This window comes from Bacillus cereus group sp. BfR-BA-01349, assembly GCF_022663795.1.
Lineage (GTDB): Bacteria > Bacillota > Bacilli > Bacillales > Bacillaceae_G > Bacillus_A > Bacillus_A cereus.
This window is the reverse complement of sequence record NZ_JAKUGE010000057.1, coordinates 1-25,382: the sequence shown is the minus strand read 5'-3', so window position 1 is coordinate 25,382 and position 25,382 is coordinate 1. Positions and strand designations below refer to the sequence as shown.

The window sequence follows — 25,382 nt, the reverse complement described above, 5'->3', positions numbered from 1 at the left end:
TAGGTGGTGAAGAAATGTTTACTCATGTTGAAAGTTTCAAATCAGCTTTTCTAGAAAAGTTAGAGACGATGTATGGTAAAAGTTTCAAAGACTCTACAACTCGTGATCAATATAATACACTCGGCCATATGGTACGTGAGTATATGAATGGTCAATGGATTGCAACGAACGAGAGTTATCGATCCGGAGAGCAAAAGCAAATGTATTACTTGTCTATTGAGTTTTTGCTTGGACGTTTGCTTGGAAGTAACATCTTGAATTTAGGTATTCGAGATGTATGCGAGCAGGGGTTATCTGAACTAGGGATTTCGTTACAAGAGTTAGAAGAAGTGGAAGCAGATGCAGGTCTTGGAAATGGTGGACTTGGACGATTAGCAGCCTGTTTCCTTGACTCACTTGCATCGTTAAACTTACCAGGTCATGGTTGTGGCATTCGTTACAAACACGGCTTATTTGATCAAAAGATCGTTGATGGTTACCAAGTTGAATTTCCAGAACAATGGCTTCTTCATGAAAACGTATGGGAAGTAAGAAGGCATGATCAAGCTGTAGAAGTAAGTTATTTCGGCAATGTTGAACCGCTATACATTGATGGACGTTTAGAGTTTAGGCATACGAATGCAGAAGTGATTATGGCAGTACCATATGACGTTCCGGTAGTAGGTTATGAGACGAGTACTGTAAATACACTTAGACTTTGGAATGCTGAACCAGTTCCTTTCCCGCAAAATTGCAAAGATATTTTGAAATATAAGCGTGAAACAGAAGCGGTATCGGAGTTTTTATATCCAGATGATACGCATGATGAGGGGAAAATACTTCGTTTGAAACAACAGTATTTCCTTGTATCAGCAAGTTTGCAAAATATCGTTCGTATGCATAGAGAAAGATATGGTGATCTTCGTCAATTACATGAGAAAATTGCGATTCATATTAATGATACACATCCAGTTTTGGCGATTCCAGAATTGATGCGTATTTTATTAGATGAAGAAAAACTAGCATGGGAAGAAGCTTGGCACATAACGACGCAAACGATTTCTTATACAAATCATACGACGTTATCAGAAGCGCTTGAGAAGTGGCCAATTCACATTTTTAAACCGTTATTACCGAAAATTTATATGATTATTGAAGAGATTAATGAACGTTTCTGTCATGAGCTTTGGGAACGTTATCCGTATGAATGGCATCGTATTGAAGAGATGGCGATTATTGCACATGATCTTGTGAAAATGGCTCATTTGGCAATTGTCGGTAGCCATAGCGTAAACGGTGTAGCAAAAATTCATACGGAAATTTTAAAGCAACGTGAAATGCGATTGTTTTATGAGTTTTATCCAGATAAGTTTAATAATAAAACGAATGGGATCGCTCATAGACGCTGGTTAATGAAGGCGAATCCACAGCTGACAAACCTTATTTCAGAGGCGATTGGAACAGAGTGGAAGAAAGAACCGATTAAGCTTCAAGAGCTACAATTAGTTCAATACGATGCGAGTTTCCAAGAGAAATTTGCAGAGGTAAAACAAGAGCGTAAAGAAATTTTAGCGGCGCGCATTCATAATAAAATGGGGATTACAATTGATCCTAATTCTATTTTTGATGTGCAAGTAAAAAGACTGCATGCTTACAAACGACAATTACTAAACGTTTTTCATATTTTATATTTGTATAACCGTCTGAAAGAGGATGCTAGTTTTACATTTTATCCGCGTACTTTTATTTTTGGAGCGAAAGCATCACCTGGCTATTATTACGCGAAAAAAATTATTAAATTAATAAATGAACTCGCAAGAAAAGTGAATAATGATCCGTACGTAAGCCAATATATGAAAGTTATCTTTCTAGAAAACTATCGAGTTTCTGTAGCGGAAGATATATTCCCAGCGGCCGATGTAAGTGAACAAATTTCAACTGCGAGTAAAGAAGCATCGGGAACAGGGAATATGAAATTTATGATGAATGGTGCGATTACACTCGGAACGCTAGACGGAGCGAATATTGAAATAAAAGACAGGGTCGGTGATGATAACTGTTTCATTTTCGGTTTAACAGCAGAAGAGGTTCTTCATTACTATCAAAATGGTGGATATCGTGCAAGTGATTATTATCACCACAATGGGCACATTAAAAAGGTAGTAGATCAGTTAACGAATGGTTTCTTTGCACAGTCGGGAGCCGAATTTGAAGCAATTTACGATTCTCTCGTTATTCAAAATGATGAATATTTCGTTCTGCGAGATTTTGGTCCATATGCTGAAAGACAAGAAGCTGTCGGTAGAGCTTATGAGAACCGAACGAAGTGGCTAGAAATGTCGATTTTAAATATTGCACAGTCTGGTCATTTTGCGAGCGATCGAACGATTTTGCAGTACAGTAATGAAATTTGGGGTATTGGTAATGCTGTTAAACAGTTTTAAAGAGGTTGCTATATTGGGAGATATATTATCGATTTACCAACAGAAATGGATATTAATAAATAAAACGTGCTTAATAAAATTAAGCTCGTTTTATTTATTTTGCTTAAGAAAGAAATGGAACAGTGGTATATATGATACCTGCCCCATCATACTCTCCTGTCGCAAAGTATGAAAATGTAAAGAAACCTGTAACCGTAAAAATTACAATAAGGAAAAATGCGAAGATAAATTTTAACATGTAAGGTCCCCTCATCCAAAAATAACTTCATAGATTATTATAGTATACGAATATTTTATTTCCAATTGTTTACTGGTTAAAAATGAGAAGTCAGACATGTTTTGTATGTTGTAATGGAATGATTATTTGTAATGGATTTTGTGTTTTTTGTAAATGTCATGTTGTGATGGACGTGTGCATACTCCCAATCATGATCATTAAAATTTATGTTTCGGGGAGGGAGAAGTGGGACGACATCGAATAAGTTGACGAAACGAAAGCTACTAGCTACTTGTAGTTTATAATAATTTCGAAAAGCGATATCTCCTACTTTTGGAGAAGCGAATGTATAAAGTCCATACTGTGCGAAGGCAGTATTTATACGTGCATCTAATATGTGTAATGTGGCAAGCGCGCCACCTAGACTATGCCCAGTAGCTAGCAGTTTTTTATGTGCTGGCAATGATACGAGCATATCCATAATAGAATCACGACAAGACTCATAAATAGAGAGAAAACCGTTATGGACATTTCCGCCATTTAAAGCATAAGGATAAGGTTTTTGATTGACGAGAGAATCAATAATCCAATCTGGATCTGTTTGAGTGCCTCTGAAGGCAACGATAATTGTATCCTCAGATTCTAATATAAATCCGAACCATTCTGTTGTTTGAATGGCCTTTCCTTGAAAACCTTGTACATATTGAAAACCATCTGGTATTTCGAAAATGCCATTTTGTTTATATTGTTCATACGTTAACTCACAACAAGAAGCTAACAGTATGGCAGTTTCTTTATCAAAGGATAAAGGAGTACGCATTAAGGTAGCCCTCCTTAAGAAAAGGTATAGTTTAATATATGCGGTGAGGAACTTGATTCATTCTTTTGAAGGTGGAGAATAGCTTGTATCGCTTACCTAAATCAGTGGAGGAAATTATAATGTCAAAATAAAACAGTGCCTGATAAGGACACTGTTTACTCTTTTTCATCTCAAGGAATCGACTTTTTTAGTTATTCTTAATGAACTGACGCATGCGTTAGTTGCATAAGTAAGAGGTTTGAAAAAATAGCCTGTATATATTTGAATGATGAATAACTTACCTATTTTCTTGTGTTTGTTTGCGTTACATACAGAAAAAATTCGGAAAATAAAACATATTATTTATCTGTTTGTTTTTGCTTCTTTTTCAAATACTCCGTACGCAATTTTTCAAGTTGCTGCTTTTTATCAAATTTGGCAGGCTTCTGTTTTTCATGGAACTTTGCCACAGCTACCTGACTTTTGGAATCCAATTGATATTTTCCCACTTTGTTCACCTACTTTTCTTGTCTCTAAAGAGAATCTACTCAACAAATATAATATACCTTATTTTCCTTAAGTAAACCTTATTACTTTATTTTAACTGCTTTTTCTCGTTTGTAGACGTAAATTAAAACACCCTTGCTTGCAGTAATAAAGTGAAAGGGTGTTTTAATTTTATTATTTTATTAGTTGATGGCCATGCCCACATAAGGGCACAGTTTACTCTTTCCCATCTAATAAACGACCAAGGCCACCTAATACACTACCTTCGCCAGTACTTTGCGCTGCTGGGCTTGTAAGGCGTGCTGCTAATCGGCTAAGTGTTAAGGACTGAATCCAAACTGTTCCAGGTCCTTCTAACGTTGCGAAGAATAAACCTTCGCCGCCAAATAGAGCTGTTTTTACTTTTCCAACGAACTCGACATCATAGTTAATGTCTTTTGTCATAGCAACGAGACAACCTGTATCAATGCGAAGTTTCTCACCAGGTTTTAATTCACGTTTATATACAGTTCCACCTGCGTGCATGAAAGCAAGACCGTCACCTTCAAGTTTCTGCATGATGAAACCTTCACCACCGAAGAAACCAGTTCCTATTTTTTTCGTAAATTCAATTCCGATAGAAACACCTTTTGCGGCACAAAGAAAGGCATCTTTTTGACAAACTACTTTTCCTTGATATTCTGTTAAATCTACAGGAATAATTTTACCAGGATAAGGAGCAGCAAATGAGACGTGGCGTTTGCCGTGACCTGTATTTGTAAATACAGTCATAAACATACTTTCGCCTGTAACGAGACGCTTACCAGCGCCCATTAATTTTCCGAATAAACCTCCAGATGGGCCAGAACCATCACCGAAGATTGTTTCCATTTCTATGTAATCTTCCATCATCATCATTGCGCCAGCTTCTGCGATCACGCTTTCTTCTGGATCTAACTCAATTTCAACAAACTGCATATCATCTCCGTATAACTTATATTCGATTTCGTGTGCTCTCATTTTTTTCACCTCGTATGTAATAGATACTTATATTGTACAGAATTTAATAGGATTAGAATACTTTAGTTTTGTTAATTTTCAAATAAAGTAGGGCCACCCAAAACGGATTAGCAGTTCCCGCCAATCAAGCTGCCCGTAAATGGTGGGATAAAATATGAATATAGAAATTCAACATTATATTAAAATTATAAAAAAATGGTGGAATGAAAGTGTTCTCATTTGACGTTTTGGATATAGCGTGATATAGTGAAATCACTATTGAGCTACATAATGTGGTACGGAAATAAAGCACGTTGAATTAAAGGCTGTAAGCTTGTTATACATTCATGTCCTTTATATCCACCTTTTCATGTGGATTCATAGTTTCATTTTTATTTAGGAGGTACATGACATGCAAACAGGTAAAGTTAAATGGTTCAACAGCGAAAAAGGTTTCGGTTTCATCGAAGTTGAAGGTGGAGACGATGTATTCGTTCACTTCTCAGCTATCCAAGGTGACGGATTCAAAACTTTAGAAGAAGGTCAAGAAGTTTCTTTCGAAATCGTTGAAGGTAACCGTGGACCACAAGCTGCTAACGTTACAAAAAACTAATTAGCTAGCGATAAAAAGCATTCCGATTTTCGGAATGCTTTTTTTATTCTTTGGAACTCGACTCATTTGAAGATAGTTCGCCCTTAAACGTACGCTCTTCAAAGTCATCAAGCATTTGTTCATATTCTTCATGCTCTTCTGTAGCGAAAACTTGCGGATTTTTTCCATACATATCCGTACCGATAAAGTTTTCAAAATCCTCTACGTATCCTACATTTTCCTCACTATTTACGTACATGCCGTTATAATTTTTCGAATCTCGTCTTTCTAAATCAGACGGTGTTTCAGACGTTCCATAATTGGCAACATCTTGCCACGCATCTTCTGCATCGTACTCAACAGAACGATCTTCATCATGTTTATGGAAAGCAGGGGATAACACTTCTTCCTCAACTGGTCGTGTATTCATATTTAACTTATTTGTCGCGTGCTGGATGCATGTTGTAGCAGTCGGCATTGCCTCTAATCTTTCAAACGGAATTTCTTCACCAGACACTTCGCAAATGCCGTACGTACCCGCTTCTATTTTTTGCAGGGCATGTTTCGTATCCTCTAGCTGTTTATGCCAAAGTTCAATAAGTCCGAAGTCTTTTTCGCGTTCATATAGCTCTGTAGCCATATCAGCTGGATGGTTATCATAGCTAGATAATTCTCCAACAGACTCGCGTTCAGATGCACGATCTTCATTTTCATGTGTTTGTATCGTTTGCTCTAGTTCTTGCTTTTGCTTTTCTAAAACGGATTTAAATTGATTTATTTGTTGTGGAGTTAACATAGTCGTCCACCTTCCTACAATTCAGTTTCTTTACATAGTATGAGCGTTGCGAGTAGGAATTATGAGCTGAAATTGGTATATGAAAAAGGAGCCGCGTTAGCAGCTCCTTTTAAAGGAAATATCCAAGTAATAATCCGATTCCCATTAGGAAACCGAAGATTGTATTTGTTTTTGCTGTTGCAATCATCGCAGGTACCATTTCCATTGGAATGCTTTTGCCGATAAAGCCTTTCGTCGCTTTAAATGCTTTCGGTGCACTTAAAAATACGATAAGCATCCATGGTGATACGATGCCCACGATAATTAAAGCAATTGTCCAAATGTAGGAAACGATGAACATCGAAGCAAGTACACCAACAGCTCTTTCACGTCCAACGAGAATTGCTAACGTTTTACGACCGTTTTCTTTATCGCCATCTAAGTCACGAATATTATTAGCTAGTAAAATGGCACCAATTAAAATGGAGCTTGGAATAGATAGTAAAATGACTTCTGATGTTACAGTTCCAGTTTGAATAAAGAATGAAATTCCAATAATGATAACACCCATAAATAATCCGGCTGTTAACTCTCCAAATGGTGTATAGGCAATGGGAAGTGGGCCACCCGTGTAAAGGTAAGCAACGGCCATACAAACAAGACCGATTGCAGCAAGCCACCAGCTAGAATTCATACAAATATAAACACCTAATAGTATTGCGATGCCGAAAAATCCAAATGCTAAGTTAAGCACTGTTTTTGGCTGAATGCCATCGCGAACGATAGCGCCGCCGATACCAACTGAACCTTCGTGATCGAGTCCTCTTTTATAATCAAAGTATTCATTAAACATGTTTGTTGCTGCCTGAATGAGAAGACAAGCAAGAAGCATTATAAGGAAAAGAGGGAGATGTATTTGATTTATACCTCCGACCTGCATTGCATAGGCTGTTCCGATGAAAACAGGAACGAAAGCTGCTGTTAATGTATGGGGACGTAGTAAACTCCACCAAATGCGCCAGCCTGTTTGCTTGCTTGGTTTTGGCGCCGTAGGAGAGGAATTCGTTTCGACGTTCATTTCCATGTTGAATCCTCCTTTGGTCACATATTGTACACAACTAAGTGTAGAAAAAGCATCATTTAGTGTCAACGTTTATTTTCTAGGAAGAGAAGGTGAATTTCTCAGAAATGCTAAACGTTGACAGGCCTTTCGTTTGAGGTGTATCTTAAAATCAAGCGTAATTATGACTATTTTTCGCCCATAGGGGGGAGACAATTGTGATTCAAACGAAACAAAAAGGCCTGCAAGAAGTTCTTAGTGCAGCCATTAAGCATGCAACTGATGAAAAAATATTGGTTAGTTTTGTAAAACAAATAGACTGGATGGATCCGCTTCTGTTTTATGCAGCAGGAAAAAGGATTGCATTGGAAAATAGATGTTATTTTGCAGATCCAGCTCAGCATGTAATATTTGCTGGAATTGGCTCTGTTTTCACTATAGCAAATTCTTCTCACAAACGCTTTCAAGCGGCTCGTGACGAGTGGGATAAAGTAAAAGAGAAAGCATTTGTACAAAGAGAAAAATATGAATTTGGAACAGGTCCTCTTTTATTTGGTGGATTTTCATTTGACCAAGAAAAAGAGAAAACGGACTTATGGAAAGAATTCGATGATACGACATTTTCACTACCAGCATTTTTATTAACTGTAAAAAATGAAAAAGCATGGTTAACAATGAATACATTCGTTTCAGCAACAGATTGTGCAGAAACTCTTTATAACGAAATTGTTTCTTTAGAAGAGAAAATTTTTGGGGAGAGTAAATGTGCATTAGAAGGATCGAAATTAACAGTTACTTCTAAAGTGGAAGTAGATCCAAAAAGCTGGATGAATGCCATTGAGAAAGTGCAAGATGAGATGAAGCAGGGGAACGTGCAGAAGGTTGTATTAGCGAGGGAGCTAAAAGTAGAAATGGATCATCATATTGATTCTGCTCTCGTTTTAGAAGCACTTCGCATTGGGCAACCGGATTGTTACGTATTTTCTTTTGATTATAAAGGAGCATGCTTCTTAGGAGCGACGCCAGAGAGGTTAATTCGCAAAGAAGATGAGAAGTTTACTTCGATGTGTCTTGCTGGTTCAACTGGTCATGGTCAATCTATAGAAGAAAGTAAGCGAAATAGTAATGCGCTTCTTCATGATGAAAAGAATTTAGCTGAACACGGTTATGTTGTAAACATGATTCGAGGAGTATTAAATGAGCACTGCGAATCTGTTAATATTCCGGAAAGTCCGGGCTTATTAACAACGAAAAACTTAATTCATTTATATACGCCTGTAGAGGCAAAGGGCGATGCGAGTCTTTTAACAATGGTAGAAGAATTACATCCAACACCAGCTCTTGGCGGGACACCTCGTTTGGAAGCGATGAAACTGATTCGTGATGTTGAATTGTTAGACAGAGGATTATATGGCGCACCGATTGGCTGGATAGATGATGAAGGAAATGGTGAGTTTGCGGTTGCACTCCGCTGCGGGTTATTAAATGGCGAGAAAGCATCATTATTTGCTGGTTGCGGGATTGTAATTGATTCTGTACCGCAACTTGAATATGAAGAAACAAGTTTGAAGTTTAGACCGATGCTTGGTGCTTTGGAGGAATTAATGAAATGAACAATCATATAGAAGCATTATCATATTATTTAGGCGCGTTCGTGGATGAACTGACCCGTCTAAATGTATGTGATGTTGTCATTAGTCCAGGCTCACGGTCAACGCCGATTGCTCTACTAATGGAACAACATGAAGGAATGAACACTTATTTACATGTAGATGAAAGATCTGCAGGATTTTTTGCGCTCGGTATTGCGAAAGCAAAAAAACGCCCAGTAGCATTATTATGTACGTCAGGAACAGCAGCAGCGAACTATTATCCAGCTGTATGTGAAGCTTTTCATTCAAGGGTCCCGCTTATCGTCTTAACAGCGGATAGACCGCATGAATTAAGAGATGTGGGTGCACCACAAGCAATGAATCAATTTAATTTATACGGTACTTTTGTGAAACAATTTACAGAGATGGCACTGCCAGAAGCAAGTGAGGCGATGTATCATTACGCTCGTATGACGACGCAGCGTATAGTAGCAAATGCTTGTTTAGCGCCGCAGGGTCCTGTTCATCTTAATTTTCCAGTTCGCGAGCCGCTTATCCCTGATTTCTCACTAGAAAGCTTATGGGATAAAGGACGTAGTGAATATACAGGAGTAGTTCAGCAAGGAAACGCGGTGATGCCGAGTGAATATGTAGATTCTCTTGTAGGGCGCCTTTCACATATGGAAAAGGGGCTTATTATTTGTGGAGATGATAGTCATGCAGAAATTGCAATGTTTGCAACGCAATTAGCTGAGAAAACTGGCTATCCTATATTAGCAGACCCACTTTCTAATATTCGTAGCGGACACCACGATAAAACGATGGTAATTGACTGTTACGATACATTTTTACGAAATGAACAGTTAAAAGAAACATGGAAACCGGACGTTTTAATTCGCTTTGGTGGTATGCCTATTTCTAAATCATTAACGCAGTTCATAAAAAAACAAACAAAAGCAGTTCATATCGTTGTCGATGAATCAGGACAATGGAGAGATCCAGCTCTTGTTGCGACAGAAGTTGTGCAAGCAAGTGACATTGAATTCTGCAAGGCATTAATAGAAAAAATGCCAGTTATGAAAAAGAATGATTGGTTCAGTATGTGGCAACATATAAACGAAAAAACGAAGGAAACGCTTCGTGAAATGGAAACATATGAAACTGCATTTGAAGGAAAGGTTATTACAGATATTGTGCGCGTATTACCAGAAGACGCAACGTTATTTGCGAGCAATAGTATGCCAATTCGTGATACAGACTCATTCTTCTTCACATCGGATAAAAATATCCATGTGATGGCAAATCGTGGTGTAAATGGTATTGATGGAATCATTTCGACAGCTCTAGGAGCGAGCGTTATTTGCGACCCACTTGTATTAGTGATTGGTGATTTATCATTTTATCACGATTTAAATGGACTGTTAGCAGCGAAATTACATGAATTAAACATAACAATTGTCGTTGTAAATAATGATGGCGGGGGTATTTTCTCATTCTTACCACAGTATGAGAAAAAGGAACATTTTGAATCATTATTTGGAACACCAATTGGACTTGATTATGAGCACGTTGTCAAAATGTACGGTGGTTCATTTAGCCGTGTAAACGGTTGGGAGCAATTCCGAGACGAGGTACAAAAGGGAACAAGGGCGGAAGGTTTAAACGTTGTGGAAATTTGTACGAATCGTGATGAGAACTTAACATTGCACCGTACATTATGGACAAAAACGATGGACGTAATTACTACATCTTTACAAGGTGAATCAAAATGAAAGTAACGCTGCAAGGTGTATCGTATGAATATGAAGTAGTCGGAAGCGGGGAACCACTTCTACTTCTTCATGGTTTTACGGGAAGCATGGAAACGTGGCGTTCTTTTATCTCTTCATGGAGTGAGCAGTTTCAAGTTATTGTAGTGGATCTTGTTGGACATGGAAAGACCGAGAGTCCTGAAGATGTTGCGCATTATGACATTCGAAATGTGGCATTGCAAATGAAAGAACTATTAGATTATCTTCATATTGAAAAAGCACATATACTTGGCTATTCAATGGGCGGTAGATTGGCGATTACGATGGCATGTCTATATCCAGATTATGTACATTCTCTTTTATTAGAAAATTGTACAGCTGGGCTCGAAAACGAAGCAGATAGAAAAGAACGTCGTGAAAAAGATGATCGACTTGCCGATAAAATTGAGCGAGAAGGCATAGAAAGTTTTGTATCGATGTGGGAAAATATTCCGCTTTTTGAAACGCAAAGACGTTTAGCAAAAAACGTACAAGAAGCGGTGCGAAAAGAACGACTTGCTAACAACCCAAAAGGGCTCGCAAATAGCTTGCGAGGCATGGGAACTGGGGCTCAGCCTTCATGGTGGGATGAGCTGAAAAACTTAAAAATACCTGTTCTTTTAATGAACGGAGAGCATGATGAAAAGTTCTTTCGCATATTAAAAAACATCGAAAAATGCGTCTCTGACGCGAAATTTGTCAAAATTGATGGTGCTGGCCATGCAATTCATGTGGAACAACCGGAAAAGTTTGATACAATAGTAAAGGGATTTCTAAAAACTATGCAGTGATGCTTTTTTCAGTTAAGAATGAAGTTACACTTATAGAGGAAATCAGAAATATACAAGGAGGTAGTTGTAATGGCTATTGAATGGATAAAAGAAGGCAATTACGAAGATATTATTTATTCAACATACAATGGTATCGCAAAAATTTCGATTAACCGTCCTGAAGTACATAACGCATTCCGTCCAAAAACGGTAATGGAGTTAATCGACGCTTTTGCACAAGCTCGTGATGATGCAAATGTTGGCGTTATCATTTTAACAGGTGAGGGTGGACGTGCATTCTGTTCTGGCGGCGACCAAAAAGTTCGTGGTCATGGTGGATATGTAGGTGACGACCAAATCCCACGTCTAAACGTATTAGACTTACAACGTCTAATTCGCGCAATTCCTAAACCAGTTATCGCAATGGTAGCAGGTTATGCAATCGGTGGTGGACACGTACTTCATATCGTATGTGACTTAACAATCGCTGCAGACAACGCTGTATTCGGACAAACAGGTCCTAAAGTAGGAAGCTTTGACGGTGGATACGGAGCTGGTTACTTAGCTCGTATGGTAGGCCACAAGAAAGCTCGCGAAATTTGGTACCTATGCCGTCAATACAGTGCTGGGGAAGCGCTTGATATGGGCTTAGTAAATACAGTAGTACCATTAGAACAACTTGAAGCAGAAACAGTACAATGGGCACAAGAGATCTTAGCAAACAGCCCAATGGCACTTCGTTTCCTAAAAGCTGCATTCAACGCAGACACAGACGGTCTAGCTGGTATTCAACAATTAGCTGGAGATGCAACGTTATTGTACTACACAACTGACGAAGCAAAAGAAGGTCGCGACGCGTTCAAAGAAAAACGAAGTCCGGACTTCGGTCAATTCCCTCGTTTCCCTTGATCAAATCAAAAGCGGAAGCGGCTCGCTTAGAATGTGAGGGGGATGGAGCTTCTGACGTAGAGGCGTTTTTTGCCTCGTAGGAAGAAGTGAAGCCACCGAACATTCTAGCTGCTGTAGCTGGATGAAACCAAAAGCGGAAGCGGCTCGTTTAGAACAAGAGGGTGTTGGAACTCCTGACTTAGAGGCGCTTTTTGCCTCGTAGGAAGGCGTGAAACGACCGACTGTTCTAGCCGCTGTAGCTGGATGTGACAAACCGGAAACAAAACAACTAAGAGACTTGATGTCATATCAAGTCTCTTTCTTTCATGAAAGGAGAATGTATGATGGAAACTATGCCAAATTGGTTAATGCAACGTGCGTTTTTAACACCAGATCGAACTGCAATTGAAATAGAGGAAGAGAAAGTTACTTTTATGCAGCTGCATGAAACAGTAGTATCTGTTTGTGAACGTCTCACGCATGTTGGAGTGAAGCGAGGGCAAAAGGTGGCTGTTCTGATGAAAAATGGTATGGAGATGATTACAGTTATTCACGCCCTATCGTACGTAGGGGCAGTAGCTGTGCTTTTAAATACGCGTCTTTCAAGAGAAGAGCTACTTTGGCAAATGGATGATGCTGAAGTTATTTGTTTAGTGACCGATCAAGAATTTGATGCTAAAGATGTTCCTGTCTATTCATTCGCCGAAGTGATGAATGGACCAAAAGAGGAAGCCTCTATACAAGAAGAATTCTCTTTAGAAGAAGCGATGACGATTATTTATACGTCAGGGACGACAGGAAAACCGAAAGGTGTTATTTTAACGTACGGCAATCACTGGGCAAGCGCGGTTGGCTCTTCGCTTAATTTAGGACTTCGTGATGATGATTGCTGGTTAGCGTGTATGCCGATGTTCCATGTTGGCGGGTTATCTCTTCTAATGAAAAATATTATGTACGGCATGCGCATTTTACTCGTTCCGAAATATGATGCTGATTTTATTCATACAGCACTTCAAACGAGAGGCGTAACGATTATTTCAGTCGTATCAAAAATGTTAACTGATTTATTAGAGAGACTTGGAGAAGAAACATATCCATCTTCTTTACGATGTATGTTACTTGGCGGAGGACCAGCGCCGAAGCCGTTATTAGAAACGTGTGTAGATAAAGGAATTCCTGTGTATCAAACGTACGGTATGACAGAAACATCTTCGCAAATTTGTACGTTGTCCGCAGATTACATGTTAACGAAAGTAGGATCAGCTGGAAAGCCACTATTTCAGTGCCAACTTCGTATTGAAAAAGATGGCGTAGTAGTGCCGCCACATGCGGAAGGTGAAATCGTAGTAAAAGGACCGAACGTAACAGGTGGTTACTTTAACCGTGAAGATGCGACGCGTGAGACTATTCAAAACGGATGGCTTCATACTGGCGACCTCGGTTATTTAGATGAAGAAGGATTTTTATACGTATTAGATCGCCGCAGTGATTTAATTATTTCTGGCGGAGAGAATATATATCCGGCTCAAATTGAAGAAGTGTTGCTGTCCCATCCAGCGATAGCGGAAGCTGGTGTTGTAGGTATGACTGATGATAAATGGGGACAAGTACCCGCTGCTTTTGTTGTGAAAAGCGGGGCGGTAACAGAAGAAGAAATTCTTCACTTTTGCGAGGAGAAATTAGCGAAATATAAAGTGCCGAAGAAAGCATGTTTCTTAGAGGAATTACCACGTAACGCTTCGAAAAAATTGTTAAGACGAGAGTTAAGAGAATTAGTGGAGGAGAAAGAAACAGTAAACAAAAACATAGACAAAAGTAGGCATATATAATAAAAAGTAATTATGAAACAATATAAACCAAAAGAATTTTCAGAAATGCTTAATGTCTCTGTTAAGACATTGCAAAGGTGGGACAATCAAGGTGTTTTAACTGCTTATCGAAACCAAAAAGGAAGATGATACTATACAGAAGAACAGTATAAGGAATATATGGGTATTCAAGAAGAAAATAAAGTAGGCAAAGTAGTTATTTACACAAGAGTATCAAATCCAGGTCAGAAAGATGATTTAGAAAATCAGGTTGAGTTTTTAAAAACATTCGCAAATGCACGAGGGATGATTGTAGATGAAGTTATCAAAGATATTGGTAGCGGATTAAACTACAAAAGAAAACAGTGGAATAACCTGATTGACAGTTGTATGGAAAGAAATATTTCGACTATCATCATTGCACACAAAGATAGATTTGTACGTTTTGGATATGAGTGGTTTGAAAAGTTTCTTCGTAAAATGGGAGTGGAAATTATGATTGTTAACAATGAAAAACTATCTCCTCAAGAAGAACTTGTGCAGGATTTAATATCTATCATTCATGTATTTAGCGGTAGAATATATGGGTTGAGAAAATACAAAAAGAAAATGTCGGAGGATGAAGATTTATGAAAAGAGCATATTTAATAGAAATCAAACCGACAACTGAACAAGTTAGTAAAATCCGTCAAACTATTGGGGTGTGTCGATATGTATATAACCTGTATATCTCTAAAAATAAAGAGGCATATGAGTCGGATGGGAAATTTCTTAGTGGCTATGACTTTTCTAAATGGTTAAACAACATTCATACAAAAGAGTGTGACCAGTGGATTAAAGAAGTGTCGAGCAAAGCGGTAAAACAAGCGATTATGAATGGAGATAAAGCTTTTAAGCGATTTTTTAAAGGTTTATCTAAGTTTCCACGATATAAAAAAAAGAAGAAGCAAGATGTGAAGTGCTACTTTCCGAAAAACAACAAAACAGATTGGACAGTAGAAAGACATAGAGTAAAAGTCCCTACAATTGGTTGGATAAGGTTAAAAGAGTATGGATATATTTCAAAAAATACAACTGTCAAAAGTGGTACAGTATATCAAAGAGCAGGAAGATACTATGTGTCTATACTCTGTGAAGTGAAAGAGGTAAAACCAAATTCAATTCTCAATGCAGTAGGTATAGGAATTGATTTGGGAATTAAAGACTTCGCTGTACGTAGCGATGGAAAAACTCACAAAAATATAAATAAAACAGTACAAGTAAAAAAGATAGAAAAACGGTTAAAACGTGAACAACGCTCTTTATCACGCAAATTTGAAAATATAAGAAAGAGAGGTGAACAACCTGTTACTAATAAAGGAGCGAATATAAACAAAAATATTCTTAGGGTGCAACAGCTACATGCTAGGCTAGCAAATATTCGATTAGCGTATGTAAAGTCTATTGTAAATGATGTGGTGAAAACCAAGCCAATGTTTATTACAGTAGAAGATTTGAATGTGAAAGGTATGATGAAGAACAAACATCTATCTAAAGCTGTAGCGCAACAATGTTTTTATGCTTTTAAAACATGGTTATCAACGAAATGTAGGGAATATGGAATTGAACTACGGCAAGTGGACAGATTCTATCCATCTTCTAAAATATATTCATGTTGCGGTCAAAAAAAGTCGGATTTAAAGCTGTCTGACCGAGTATATACATGTGATTGTGGAAATGTAATGGATAGAGATTTAAATGCATCTATCAACCTTTTACAAGCAAAAAAATATACAATACTAACGTAAATAGATTGTATATATGTACGGTGGGCTACATCGGAATTTACGCCTGTGGAGTGTCACAGCAAACTGTAGTAGCAAGTGATTAGCGAGGCAGGGCACGTAGAAGCAGGAATACTCTAAGAATATACATTTGTCTATATTTTTAGTAGCAGATGTAGGTGGAAATAAAAAAAGCGACACTTCATATAACAGAAATGCCACTCGTAATCCCGTTTGCTGCAAGCTACGGAACGTATGAGAAGCGTGAGAGCATCGTTATTAAATTAGAGGATACGGACGGATACATTGGATTTGGCGAAGTCGTCGCCTTCTCTGAACCGTGGTATACGGAAGAAACAGTGAAGACAGCATTGCATGTACTGCAAGATTTTTTATTACCTGATTTATTAAAGGCTGAAATTTCTCATCCGAATGAAGTGCCAAGTTTGTTCCAGCATATAAAAAGAAACCGAATGGCAAAGGCAGGAATAGAAGGAGCTGTTTGGGATTTATATGCGAAGCGACAAAAGAAGTCATTAGCGACATTACTAGGCGGGACTAGACCTGAAATTGAGGTCGGTGTTGTAATTGGTATCAATACAATTCCGGTTATGTTAAAACAAATCGAAAAGTACGCAGAAGAAGGGTACGAGCGTTTTAAAGTGAAAATAAAGCCAGAGCATGATTACGAATTATTGAAAGAGATTCGAAAAGAGTTTCCGCATATCCCGCTAATGGCAGATGCAAATTCAGCATATACATTAGGGGATACGGAGAGGCTGAAACGACTAGATGAATTCCAATTAATGATGATTGAACAACCGTTAGCCGATTATGATTTTCTTGATCACGCGGAGTTGCAAAAGAAAATTGAAACGCCGATTTGTTTAGATGAAAGTATTCATAGTTTAGAAGATGCACGCGTTGCGATTACCCTTGGTAGCTGCCAAATTGTGAACATTAAACCAGGGCGAGTGGGCGGATTAACAGAATCGGTTCAAATCCATAATTATTGCATGGAGCACAACATACCCGTTTGGTGCGGCGGTATGGTGGAGATGGGGATTTCAAGAGCACAAAATGTTGCGCTTGCCTCATTGCCGAACTTTACGATTCCAGGCGATATATCTGCTTCTAGCAGACATTGGGAGCAGGATATTATTTCGCCGGAAGTGACGCTTAAGGGCGGAAAAGTTATGGTGCCGCAAAGTGTTGAAGCTGAGTATGAAGTAGACCGCGGAAGGTTGGCGGAGATCACGAAACAGCGAATTGTTTTGGAGCGGTAGGTTGAGTCTTTCAAATAGCGGGCGAATTTCGTCGGTAATTGTCGGTAAGTCGATATAACTGAAAAATCGCTGATATAATTCGAGTTACGGTTGATATAATTGGAAAATCGCCGATATAATTCAAGTTGTGGTCGATATATTTGAAAAATCGCCGATATAAATTTCATTTACTAAGGTTACTCCCGCGAGTAACCTTTTCGTATTGTACAAATTGGATAGACTAGTTTACAATCGAGCGTATAAAGGGGGAGTAATATGAAGCGCATTTCAATTTTAATAGCGGATGATGAGGCAGAAATTGCCGATTTAATTGAGATACATTTAGAAAAAGAAGGTTACCACGTCGTGAAGGCAGCAGACGGGGAAGAGGCTGTTCATATTATTGAAACGCAGCCAATCGACTTAGTGGTTTTAGATATTATGATGCCGAAAATGGATGGGTATGAAGTGACGCGTCAAATTCGCGCGAAGCACTATATGCCAATCATTTTCTTAAGTGCGAAAACTTCGGACTTTGATAAGGTGACAGGTCTTGTATTAGGCGCAGATGATTATATGACGAAACCTTTTACACCGATTGAATTAGTTGCGCGTGTAAATGCACAATTACGTAGGTTTCTTACATTAAATCAGCCGAAAGTAGCGGAGAATAAATCTGCTTTAGAGATAGGCGGAGTTATTATTGATCCTGAGCGAAGAACAGTGAACGTCTATGGAGAGCGAATTGAGTTAACACCGAAAGAGTTTGATATTTTATATTTATTAGCGAGCCATCCGAAGAAAGTGTATAATGTGGAAAATATTTTTCAGCAAGTATGGGCAGATGATTATTATGAAGGCGGAAATACAGTTATGGTACATATTCGTACGTTGCGGAAAAAGCTTGGGGAAGATAAAAGAAAGGATAAATTAATAAAAACAGTGTGGGGAGTAGGTTATACTTTCAATGGCTAATATGATGAAAAGTTTTCGATTTAAAATGATTGCCTTATTTGCGTTAAGTATGGTGCTTGCAGCAACTGTAACTTATATAATTTATAAAGGATTGCAGCTGTATTATAAAACGATGGTTCGCTATGAAGAGCCTTTAGCACAATTTAGGTCAGTGGTAAGGGAATTTGGAGACATTAACTTCTTTTTAATTTTCTTTATTCCGTTATCTATTATCTTTTTCTTCTTTTTGACAAAACCGTATTTAAAGTATTTTAGTGAGATTTCTAACGGGATTCATCATCTTGCGAACGGTAACTTTACGAATAAAGTTCAAGTTTCATCAAACGATGAGTTTGGAGATATCGCACGTGAAATAAATGTTGCGAGTGAAAAGTTAAAAGAAGCGGTGGAAAGAGGAGACTTTGCTGAAAGTAGTAAAGATCAGCTCGTTGTAAACTTAGCTCATGATTTAAGAACTCCATTAACATCCGTGTTAGGGTATTTAGATTTAATTCTTAAAGATGAGAATTTAACAAAAGAACAAATTAAACATTTCTCCACAATTGCATATACGAAATCGCAAAGGCTCGAAAGTTTAATTGATGAGTTATTTGAAATTACACGTATGAATTATGGCATGCTAAAGCTGGATAAAAAGCCGATTGATATAAGTGAACTACTTATACAGTTAGATGAGGAATTGTATCCTTTATTAGAGAAAAATCATTTGCAAGCTAGGTTGAATATTGATCCTCATTTGCCAATTAACGGTGATGGAAAATTGTTAGCTAGAGTATTTGAAAACTTGTTAACAAATGCCGTTCGATACGGATATGATGGGCAATTTGTTGATCTGAATGGGTATATCGATAATGAAGAAGTTGTCGTACAAGTTATAAATTATGGAGATAGTATTCCAGAAGAAGATTTACCGTATCTTTTTGATATGTTTTATACAGGTGATAAATCGAGAACTGAGAACCGTGGCGGGACAGGCCTTGGACTGTTTATTGCGAAAAATATTGTTGAGCAGCATAACGGTACAATTTCTGCTGAAAGTAATGTAGTTAGAACAATGTTTGAAGTGCGATTGCCAAAAGACGAGAACTTAACAATTTAATAAAAATTTAAACTTTACCCCACTTTTTATTTTAATAGTTTTTTCTATTCTATACGTAAGTTACGTTAAGGAGGAACTAGAAATGAAAAAGTGGGTATTTATTTCTTTTTTTATAGCATGCACAGTATGTGTAGGCTTTTATATATCACCGTTATTTCAAAAGGAAATCGATGTTAAAATTGTCGGAAAAGATGAGCTAGTAAAGGCGACAAATACCGAGAGGAAAGAGATTACGAAGGAACAAATTTATAAGGGTGATTTATTATTAGTTAATAGGGATTATCCAGTAAAAAAAGATAGTATTAGGTCTGATATTATAAATGTAAATCATAATAGTGAATTAGTGAGAGGCTACGTAATATTTGATAGAAATCTTCGTTTATCAAAGTATGTTGTAAAAAAGTTTTTGAACGTTGTCGATGCGGCTGGAAAAGATGGCGTACAGCATTTCTTAATGAGTAGTGGGTATCGAGATTTTAAAGAACAAAGTAAATTATATAAAGAAATGGGATCTGATTACGCGCTTCCAGCAGGATATAGTGAACATAATTTAGGATTATCACTAGACGTTGGATCAACGCAAAAGAAGATGGAGAAAGCGCCTGAAGGAAAATGGATCGAAGAGAACGTATGGAAGCATGGCTTTGTATTACGTTATCCGAAAAATAAAAGTAACATTACTGGAATTCAATATGAGCCATGGCATATCCGTTATGTTGGCCTACCTCATAGCGCAATTATGCAAAAAAAAAATTTCACACTAGAGGAATATTTAGAGTTTTTAAAAAAGGAAAAAGAGATTTCAACTGAAGTAGAAGGTAAGAAATATACTGTTTCTTATTATAAAGTTTCTGAGAATACGAAAGTGAACGTTCCAGCAAACAAGCAGTATGAAATTTCCGGGAACAATATGGATGGGGTTATTGTGACGGTTCAGGAATAGAGAAAAAGGCTGTGCCATTTGGGACAGCCTTTTCTTATATAAGAAAGGAATTGAAGTTTTTTTGTCGGTAAATCGATATTCCTTGTCGAATCGTTGATATATTGTAAGTTATGATAGATATAATTGAAAAATCGTTGATATAATTTCCTATACTATTACCATTTTGGAGGAGCATCTTTTTATTCACTTTCAAACATTATAACGTTATATTTACTTCTCCCTTTTTTTGTGTTACGCTAAACGTGTGAAAGAGACATAAAATGAAATTTTAATGTAAGCGTATTCTTATGGCTTCTTATAGAAAAGGGTGGAAATACAATGACAGAACGATTCGTACTACGTAATGTGAAACGTGTGAACGGGGAAGAGATTGACATTGTAATTGAAAATAATAAAATCGCACAGGTGACGAAAGCTGGTGCTGGCGAAGGTGGAAAGGTTCTTGATTACTCAGGTACTTACGTATCGAGCGGCTGGATTGATTTACATGTTCATGCTTTTCCGGAGTTTGATCCGTATGGCGATGAGGTGGATGAAATTGGCGTTAAGCAAGGGGTAACGACAATTGTTGATGCGGGCAGCTGCGGAGCTGATCGTATTGCAGATTTAGTAAAAAGTAGGGAGCAGGCAAAAACGAATTTATTTGCCTTTTTAAATATTTCTCGCATCGGTTTGAAACGAATTGATGAATTATCCAATATGGAATGGATCGATAAAGAGAAAGTAATAGAAGCAGTAGAAAAGTATAAAGATGTAATCGTTGGGTTAAAGGCGAGAATGAGTAAAAGTGTCGTTTGTGATAGCGGAATTGAACCGCTTCATGTTGCACGCTCGTTATCTCGTGAAACATCATTGCCGATTATGGTACATATCGGTTCAGCACCTCCTCGCATAGAGGAAGTTGTACCTCTTTTAGAAAAAGATGATGTCATTACACATTACTTAAACGGGAAAGAAAATAATTTATTTGATGAAAAAGGAAAACCGCTACCTGTATTACTAGATGCAGTGAAGCGCGGTGTTCATTTAGATGTTGGTCACGGTAATGCTAGTTTTTCTTTTAAAGTAGCAGAAGCGGCGAAGCGTCACGATATCACCTTTAATACGATTAGTACAGATATTTACCGGAAGAATCGTATACACGGTCCCGTGTATAGTATGGCTCACGTTCTTTCGAAATTCCTTTACTTAGGTTATCCGCTAGAAGAAGTAATTGATGCGGTTACGAAACATGCGGCAGAGTGGCTGAAAAAACCAGAGCTTGGTCGTATTCAAGAAGGCGATATTGCAAACTTAACTTTATTTACGGTGAAAGATGAGAAGGTTACGTTAATTGATTCAGAAGGGGATCAGCGCATTGCTGAAAGAAGAATTGATACGAAAGGGGTTGTCATCAATGGGTCATTCATTGAATGCTAAGTACGGATTAAAAAGAGTAATTAATGCGAGCGGTAGAATGAGTATTTTAGGTGTATCCGCTCCGACAGATACAGTGATGGATGCGATGAAACATGGTGGACAAAATTATGTGGAAATTGCTGATTTAGTAGATAAAGCGGGAGACCATATTGCGAGAATTCTAGATTCAGAGGCAGCGGTCGTTGTGAATTCAGCATCGAGCGGAATTGCACTTTCTATCGCTAGTATCGTTACAGAAGGAAATCGTCGTAAAAGTGAAAGACTTCATCAAGAGGTCATCGCCAAAAACGAAGTGATTATGTTAAAAGGTCATAACGTTCAATACGGTGCTCCTGTTGAAACGATGATTTATTTAGGCGGCGGTAAACTTGTAGAAGTTGGCTACGCAAATGAAGGGAAAGCAGAGCATATTGAAGATGCGATTGGTGAAAATACAGCAGCGATTCTGTATGTGAAATCACATCATGCAGTGCAAAAAAATATGATTTCTGTTGAAGAAGCATGGGAAGTTGCGCAGCGAAATAACGTACCGCTTATCGTGGATGCAGCAGCTGAAGAAGACATTCAAAAATATGTGAAGTATTCAGATCTTGCTATTTATAGCGGTTCAAAGGCAATTGAAGGACCAACTTCTGGTATCGTTGGCGGTAAACGAAAATATATTGAGTGGCTGAAAGTGCAGTTACATTGCATCGGAAGAAGTATGAAAGTTGGGAAAGAAACAACTTTCGGCTTACTTCAAGCGCTTGATGAGTACGGCGTAAAAGAAGATAAGAGCGAGCAAGAAAAAGAATTGCTACAAGTACTTATGCCGCTAAAAGAATTAAAAGGTGTAAATGTAACGATTGTTCAAGATGAAGCTGGAAGAGCAATCTTTAGAGCACGTATTCATATTAGCGAAAAAGAGTTAAATAAATCGGCAAAAGACGTTGTGACAGCATTACGCGAAGGGGAAATCGCAATCTATACACGTGATTACGGAGTAGGACAAGGATTCTTTGATATTGATCCACGTCCACTTCAAGGTGATGACATACATGTAATTGAAGAAAAATTGAGAGAAATTGTAGGGGGAAACTAAAATGACAAATATTCAAAAACGTTTTTATAAAGGCCGCGTAGCATTAAATGTATTAGCGAACAATACCCGAAATGCGAAAGATATTTTTGAAGCAGCAGAAGGTTATGTAGTAGTGGGAGTGTTATCAAAAGACTACCCAACAGTAGAAGAAGCTGTTACAGCGATGAAAGCATACGGAAAAGAAATTGATGACGCTGTATCAATCGGACTAGGCGCAGGAGATAATCGTCAAGCGGCAGTTGTCGCTGAAATTGCGAAGCATTATCCTGGTAGCCATATTAACCAAGTGTTCCCTTCAGTTGGAGCGACACGTGCAAATCTTGGCGAAAAAGATAGCTGGATTAATAGTTTAGTATCGCCAACAGGAAAAGTAGGTTACGTAAATATTTCTACTGGCCCAATTAGTGCGGCTGGAGAAGAAAAAGCAATCGTTCCAATTAAAACAGCGATTGCACTTGTACGTGATATGGGCGGAAATTCATTGAAGTACTTCCCGATGAAAGGGCTAGCTCATGAAGAAGAATATCGTGCAGTTGCGAAAGCTTGTGCGGAAGAAGGATTCGCATTAGAGCCAACAGGCGGAATTGATAAAGAAAACTTCGAAACAATTGTACGTATTGCGCTTGAGGCAAATGTAGAGCAAGTAATCCCGCACGTGTACTCTTCTATTATTGATAAAGAAACTGGCAATACGAAAGTAGAAGATGTTCGCGAATTATTAGCGGTAGTGAAGAAGCTAGTTGATCAAAATGCGTAAGAAAATTGCAGCATTCGGCGAAGTAATGATGCGCCTGCAAGTACCAGGATATGAGTTGTTGTCGCAAGCTAACACATTAAATTACTCATTTTCTGGTACGGGTGTGAACGTTGCAGCAGCACTTTCTCATCTCGGGCATGAAGGCTTTCTTATTTCAACTTTACCAGAGAACTCGGTTGGGGATGCGGCGGTATCACATATTCAAAAGTTAGGCATTCAGTCACCGTTTATTTCAAGAAGCGGTAAATATGTCGGCATGTACTTTTTAGAAAATGGATTTGGCGCACGTGCAAGCCGCGTTACATATTCGAATCGATTAGAAAGTAGTTTCAATACGGCATGTGAAGACATGTATCAATTTGAAGAAATCGCAAAGGAAATTGATATCGTTCATTTTTGCGGAATTACACTTGCGATGAATGATACGGTGCGCCATCATATGAAATCTTTAGCGAAAGCAGTGAAAGAAAGCGCAGGCACTGTCGTCTTTGATTGCAACTATCGTCCATCTCTTTGGGGAGAAGATGGGTATGAGCAGGCGAAACCACATTATGAAGAAATGCTGGCTCTTGCTGATATCGTTATGATGAATGAAAAAGATGCAATGTTCGTTCTTGGAATGAAAACAGAGGAGACGGAGCGAGCAGCACAACTTATTGATCTTATTCCAAAGGTGGCTGAAACATATCATATCGCTACAATCGCTGGTACACATCGCTCTATTAATAGTGATAATACACACTCGCTTCGCGGATTTATATGTAAAGATGGTGCGTTCACTTTTGCAAAAACACTTACGTTTTCTGTATATGATAGAATAGGTGCTGGAGATGCTTATACGAGCGGGATTATTCATGGCGAGATAAAAGAGTTTGCACCAGAGAAAGCTGTTTCATTTGCGTCAGCAGCTGGAATGCTTGCACATACAATCGTCGGTGATACGCCAATGTCATCAGAGAAGGATATACTTCGGGCAATGACGGCATCAGTAGGTGATGTAGAAAGGTAGTGGGTGTAACGGTGAACGTAACGAGGAAAAAAGGACCATTATATTTACAAATAAAAAATATTATTCGTGATCGAATATTGCATGGTGTATATGCGATTCATACGAATATTCCTTCCGAACCGCAGTTAGAAGAAGAGTTCAAAGTGAGCAAAATTACAGTGCGTAATGCAATTAAAGAACTCGCTCAAGAAGGATATTTAGAAAAGAAAAGCGGTAAAGGAACGAAAGTTATCCGTAATACTTCTGCGACAAAGTTGTCAAAAGGTAAGAAATTTACAGAAGTGTTAGTGGAAGAAGGATATAAAGTACAAAAGAAATTGCTAAAAGCAGAAATCGTTCATAATGAAGAAGGAACGGTGCCATTTCGATTATTCGGCAAGGAGAGTTTTCGTATTGAACGTTTATATACGTTAAATGATGCACCTTACATTCATTATACGCACTATTTCTCAGCAGGAATGGCAAGTACAGATTTATCGGACTTTGACTTGCAATCGCTTTATGATTTAGTTGAAGACCGAGGCATTCACTTAGAAAACTTCAGAGATGAATTCGCTGTTGGACTCGCGCCTAGTTTCGTTTCAGAAGCGCTAGGTGAAAAAGAGGGGACAGCGTTATTAAAACGTATGCGCTATTCTTATGATGAAGTTGGCGAAGTAATTGAATATAGCGAAGGCTACTACAATACAGAAATGCAGCATTATGTAGTGAATTATGACGTATAAAAAGAGGGGATGTGGTATTATCCCCTATAGGTAGACAGTAAAAAAAGAGTCCATCTGATTGAACTGAACCCAAAAAATTAGACAAATATATTAAGCAGCTACTAAGGATTGAACTCTGTATTGCACAGGGGACAATCCTTTTAGTTT

The 25,382-nt window shown here is 38.1% G+C and carries 23 protein-coding genes and 1 pseudogene; 18 read left to right on the top strand and 6 right to left on the bottom strand.

Annotated features, from left to right (window positions below; translation table 11 throughout):
* Positions 1 to 14 precede the first annotated feature (14 nt).
* Complete coding sequence (gene glgP / locus MR169_RS23855) at positions 15 to 2,423, top strand: glycogen phosphorylase (protein ID WP_242320131.1); 2,409 nt, start codon at positions 15 to 17, stop codon at positions 2,421 to 2,423.
* Between the two features lie 103 nt (positions 2,424 to 2,526).
* Here the strand turns inward: glgP and MR169_RS28240 are convergent, their stop codons facing one another.
* The 4 genes from MR169_RS28240 to MR169_RS23840 all read right to left on the bottom strand — a co-directional run bounded on the left by MR169_RS28240 (position 2,527) and on the right by MR169_RS23840 (position 4,945).
* Positions 2,527 to 2,661 (bottom strand): hypothetical protein, encoded by a 135-nt coding sequence (locus MR169_RS28240; RefSeq protein ID WP_000911065.1) that lies wholly within the window; start codon positions 2,659 to 2,661, stop codon positions 2,527 to 2,529.
* Positions 2,662 to 2,737: 76 nt separating this feature from the next.
* Positions 2,738 to 3,460, bottom strand: coding sequence for a lipase family protein (locus tag MR169_RS23850; protein ID WP_001260134.1), 723 nt, complete (start codon positions 3,458 to 3,460; stop codon positions 2,738 to 2,740).
* Positions 3,461 to 3,798: 338 nt separating this feature from the next.
* The gene (locus MR169_RS23845; protein ID WP_000521639.1) at positions 3,799 to 3,948 is read right to left on the bottom strand and encodes a hypothetical protein; all 150 of its coding nucleotides are present in this window, start codon (positions 3,946 to 3,948) and stop codon (positions 3,799 to 3,801) included.
* 214 nt (positions 3,949 to 4,162) lie between these two features.
* Positions 4,163 to 4,945 carry a TIGR00266 family protein gene (locus tag MR169_RS23840; protein ID WP_001201257.1) on the bottom strand — a complete coding sequence of 261 codons (783 nt, stop codon included), beginning with the start codon at positions 4,943 to 4,945 and terminating at the stop codon, positions 4,163 to 4,165.
* A 391-nt stretch (positions 4,946 to 5,336) separates the two neighbouring features.
* Here MR169_RS23840 and cspD point away from each other — a divergent pair, with 391 nt between their 5' ends.
* A complete protein-coding gene (gene cspD / locus MR169_RS23835; protein WP_001193054.1) occupies positions 5,337 to 5,537 on the top strand; it encodes a cold-shock protein CspD in 201 nt (66 codons plus the stop codon).
* Between the two features lie 43 nt (positions 5,538 to 5,580).
* Here the strand turns inward: cspD and MR169_RS23830 are convergent, their stop codons facing one another.
* Complete coding sequence (locus tag MR169_RS23830) at positions 5,581 to 6,312, bottom strand: yteA family sporulation protein (protein WP_242320130.1); 732 nt, start codon at positions 6,310 to 6,312, stop codon at positions 5,581 to 5,583.
* 109 nt (positions 6,313 to 6,421) lie between these two features.
* Positions 6,422 to 7,375 (bottom strand): 1,4-dihydroxy-2-naphthoate polyprenyltransferase, encoded by a 954-nt coding sequence (locus MR169_RS23825; RefSeq protein ID WP_044796381.1) that lies wholly within the window; start codon positions 7,373 to 7,375, stop codon positions 6,422 to 6,424.
* Positions 7,376 to 7,569: 194 nt separating this feature from the next.
* On the opposite strand from MR169_RS23825, the gene MR169_RS23820 reads away from it, so the two are divergent.
* The 16 genes and pseudogenes from MR169_RS23820 to MR169_RS23745 all read left to right on the top strand — a co-directional run bounded on the left by MR169_RS23820 (position 7,570) and on the right by MR169_RS23745 (position 25,235).
* Positions 7,570 to 8,964: an isochorismate synthase gene (locus tag MR169_RS23820; RefSeq protein ID WP_000616751.1), complete on the top strand. Its 1,395-nt coding sequence runs from the start codon at positions 7,570 to 7,572 to the stop codon at positions 8,962 to 8,964.
* The gene (gene menD, locus MR169_RS23815; RefSeq protein WP_242320129.1) at positions 8,961 to 10,715 is read left to right on the top strand and encodes a 2-succinyl-5-enolpyruvyl-6-hydroxy-3-cyclohexene-1-carboxylic-acid synthase; all 1,755 of its coding nucleotides are present in this window, start codon (positions 8,961 to 8,963) and stop codon (positions 10,713 to 10,715) included. The genes MR169_RS23820 and menD overlap by 4 nt, the downstream gene beginning before the upstream one ends.
* Positions 10,712 to 11,524 carry a 2-succinyl-6-hydroxy-2,4-cyclohexadiene-1-carboxylate synthase gene (gene menH / locus MR169_RS23810; protein ID WP_000869211.1) on the top strand — a complete coding sequence of 271 codons (813 nt, stop codon included), beginning with the start codon at positions 10,712 to 10,714 and terminating at the stop codon, positions 11,522 to 11,524. The genes menD and menH overlap by 4 nt, the downstream gene beginning before the upstream one ends.
* 69 nt (positions 11,525 to 11,593) lie before the next feature.
* Entirely contained in the window at positions 11,594 to 12,412 is an 819-nt protein-coding gene (gene menB, locus MR169_RS23805) for a 1,4-dihydroxy-2-naphthoyl-CoA synthase (RefSeq protein ID WP_000963870.1), read from the top strand.
* Positions 12,413 to 12,735: 323 nt separating this feature from the next.
* Positions 12,736 to 14,220 (top strand): o-succinylbenzoate--CoA ligase, encoded by a 1,485-nt coding sequence (locus MR169_RS23800; protein WP_000449593.1) that lies wholly within the window; start codon positions 12,736 to 12,738, stop codon positions 14,218 to 14,220.
* A 12-nt stretch (positions 14,221 to 14,232) separates the two neighbouring features.
* Positions 14,233 to 14,832, top strand: a pseudogene (locus MR169_RS23795) (IS607 family transposase).
* The gene (locus MR169_RS23790; RefSeq protein ID WP_137074232.1) at positions 14,829 to 15,986 is read left to right on the top strand and encodes an RNA-guided endonuclease InsQ/TnpB family protein; all 1,158 of its coding nucleotides are present in this window, start codon (positions 14,829 to 14,831) and stop codon (positions 15,984 to 15,986) included. Before MR169_RS23795 ends, MR169_RS23790 begins: the two are co-directional and overlap by 4 nt.
* Before the next feature lie 155 nt (positions 15,987 to 16,141).
* Positions 16,142 to 17,248 carry an o-succinylbenzoate synthase gene (menC, locus tag MR169_RS23785; RefSeq protein ID WP_044796388.1) on the top strand — a complete coding sequence of 369 codons (1,107 nt, stop codon included), beginning with the start codon at positions 16,142 to 16,144 and terminating at the stop codon, positions 17,246 to 17,248.
* 255 nt (positions 17,249 to 17,503) lie between these two features.
* Positions 17,504 to 18,202: a response regulator transcription factor gene (locus MR169_RS23780; protein WP_240853223.1), complete on the top strand. Its 699-nt coding sequence runs from the start codon at positions 17,504 to 17,506 to the stop codon at positions 18,200 to 18,202.
* On the top strand, positions 18,195 to 19,301 hold the full coding sequence (locus MR169_RS23775; RefSeq protein ID WP_240853224.1) for a HAMP domain-containing sensor histidine kinase: 1,107 nt from the start codon (positions 18,195 to 18,197) through the stop codon (positions 19,299 to 19,301). The genes MR169_RS23780 and MR169_RS23775 overlap by 8 nt, the downstream gene beginning before the upstream one ends.
* An 82-nt stretch (positions 19,302 to 19,383) precedes the next feature.
* Positions 19,384 to 20,244, top strand: coding sequence for a M15 family metallopeptidase (locus MR169_RS23770; RefSeq protein ID WP_242320128.1), 861 nt, complete (start codon positions 19,384 to 19,386; stop codon positions 20,242 to 20,244).
* A gap of 318 nt (positions 20,245 to 20,562) precedes the next feature.
* Positions 20,563 to 21,663: an amidohydrolase/deacetylase family metallohydrolase gene (locus tag MR169_RS23765; protein ID WP_086392315.1), complete on the top strand. Its 1,101-nt coding sequence runs from the start codon at positions 20,563 to 20,565 to the stop codon at positions 21,661 to 21,663.
* Entirely contained in the window at positions 21,641 to 22,744 is a 1,104-nt protein-coding gene (locus tag MR169_RS23760; protein WP_242320127.1) for a DgaE family pyridoxal phosphate-dependent ammonia lyase, read from the top strand. Before MR169_RS23765 ends, MR169_RS23760 begins: the two co-directional genes overlap by 23 nt.
* 1 nt (position 22,745) lies before the next feature.
* Positions 22,746 to 23,501 (top strand): 2-dehydro-3-deoxy-phosphogluconate aldolase, encoded by a 756-nt coding sequence (gene dagF / locus MR169_RS23755; protein WP_098783394.1) that lies wholly within the window; start codon positions 22,746 to 22,748, stop codon positions 23,499 to 23,501.
* On the top strand, positions 23,494 to 24,510 hold the full coding sequence (locus MR169_RS23750) for a sugar kinase (protein ID WP_242320126.1): 1,017 nt from the start codon (positions 23,494 to 23,496) through the stop codon (positions 24,508 to 24,510). The genes dagF and MR169_RS23750 overlap by 8 nt, the downstream gene beginning before the upstream one ends.
* On the top strand, positions 24,510 to 25,235 hold the full coding sequence (locus MR169_RS23745) for a GntR family transcriptional regulator (protein WP_000539263.1): 726 nt from the start codon (positions 24,510 to 24,512) through the stop codon (positions 25,233 to 25,235). The genes MR169_RS23750 and MR169_RS23745 overlap by 1 nt, the downstream gene beginning before the upstream one ends.
* The last annotated feature ends 147 nt before the right edge of the window (positions 25,236 to 25,382 follow it).